The sequence below is a fragment of the Brasilonema sp. UFV-L1 genome, assembly GCF_012912105.1.
Taxonomy (GTDB): Bacteria; Cyanobacteriota; Cyanobacteriia; order Cyanobacteriales; family Nostocaceae; genus Brasilonema.
On the sequence record NZ_QMEA01000288.1, the window covers coordinates 1 to 1,562 of the forward strand.

At 37.8% G+C, this 1,562-nt stretch carries 2 protein-coding genes and 1 pseudogene; 2 read left to right on the forward strand and 1 reads right to left on the reverse strand.

What is annotated here, in order from left to right; genetic code table 11:
• Nucleotides 1-777, reverse strand: a pseudogene (locus tag DP117_RS34165) (transposase); the annotation flags it as partial.
• Between the two features lie 81 nt (nucleotides 778-858).
• Between DP117_RS34165 and tnpA the strand changes: the two are divergent.
• Complete coding sequence (tnpA, locus tag DP117_RS34170) at nucleotides 859-1,263, forward strand: IS200/IS605 family transposase (RefSeq protein ID WP_169222579.1); 405 nt, start codon at nucleotides 859-861, stop codon at nucleotides 1,261-1,263.
• 126 nt (nucleotides 1,264-1,389) lie between these two features.
• Entirely contained in the window at nucleotides 1,390-1,551 is a 162-nt protein-coding gene (locus DP117_RS34175) for a hypothetical protein (protein WP_169222580.1), read from the forward strand.
• Nucleotides 1,552-1,562: the final 11 nt, after the last annotated feature.

A 1,562-nucleotide genomic window follows, 5' to 3' on the forward strand; every position in this document is an offset into this window, starting at 1 on the left:
GACTGTCCGGCTTAGTTCAACAGCTCTTCCCCTTATTCTCAAGTGCTTTCTGGCAAATATGGCTCTAGCTTTTTTACGTCCTGATGAACCTTTTTTCTTTTTGTAAATGCGTCTTTGAGATTGTTTAACTGATTGTTCAGCCTTCCTCAAAAACTTTGGATTAGATTCTTGATGTCCGTTTGAATCGGTGTAAAAACTCTCAATCCCAACATCTAAACCTATTTCATTACCCGTTAATGGTTGAATGTCTTTAACTTCAACATCAACACAAAACTGACAGTAATAGCCATCGGCACGGCGTACCAATCTAACACGCTTAATTGATTTAACAGGGTAGGTTTGAATATCCCATTTACCCAACAATTTCAATTAAGCGATACCTTTTTTATCAGTAATGGTAATGCGTCTTTTTGTTGGGTTTAGTTTCCATCCTGACGTTTTGTACTCAACCGAACGGTTATCCTTTTGGAATCTGGGATATCCTTTTTTACCTGATATCTTCTTTTTGCAATTTTCGTAAAATCTTGATATTGCTAACCATGCCCTTTCGGCTGATGATTGTACCGCCATTGAGTTTAAGTTAGCCACAAATTTAAATTCATTGCGTAGTTCTGTTGAATACTTGTTAAGCGCAAATCTATCAATTTTTGCTTCTTTTGGCGCATCCATCCAATATCTCAAACACTTGTTTCTAATGAATTGAGTAGTTTTGATAGCTTCCTCAATTGCTAAATATTGAAGTTTTTTAGCTTTAACTTTGTACTCTAGAACTAGCAACTTAGTCACCCCCTTGTTGTTTATGCATTATCTTGATAAGACTATAGCTATATACAAAATGACAATATGGATTCCGGGAAAATGGCTAGTTTTTCGCCAGATGAATACAGGCATGAGGGGAACGCTATATCATTACTCAATTACCACTTTGTTTTTATTCCTAAGCGTAGAAAAAAAGTATTGGTGGATGATATAGCAGCTAGATTGCAAGAAATTATTTGTGATGTTTGCAATGAGAATAGATGGCGCATCATTGCGATGGAAATCATGCCAGACCATGTACATCTATTTATTAATGCTAAACCTACAGACAATCCTGCTCAAATCATGAACAAAATTAAAGGTAGGGCATCTCATCACCTTAGAAAAGAATTCCCTGAATTGTTGAAATTACCTACACTCTGGACACCCAGCTATTTTGTATCGACTGCTGGCAATATCAGCACAGAATCAGTAAAACGATATATTGAGCAACAGCGTGATTGAAAACGTCACTGAGGCGTAAACGCCTTAAGGCGGCTTTCATCCCTTGCCTAAAGTACGGAATACGGCGCTGTGCGCCTGTTCCTTAAGGGTTTTCAGCCTACCTTCCTTATAAAATTTTCTAAGTGGATGTCTCCTGACAACTTTGAAAATCGACTGGTTGCAAAGACAGAACTTAGCAAGCATAAAATCATCGTTTCTACGGTGTTCTTAGGCGTAGATTATTCTGCCTCCTCCACTGAGGAAAGACAGCTATTTGAAACGATGGTGTTTAACTGGACTTTAGACTAAAGCAAGCGATC

Bases quoted from the DNA above. Each gene is read 5' to 3' on its own strand.
- DP117_RS34175 (WP_169222580.1), top strand. From the start codon at position 1,390: ATGTCTCCTGACAACTTTGAAAATCGACTGGTTGCAAAGACAGAACTT.
- tnpA (WP_169222579.1), top strand. From the start codon at position 859: ATGGCTAGTTTTTCGCCAGATGAATACAGGCATGAGGGGAACGCTATA.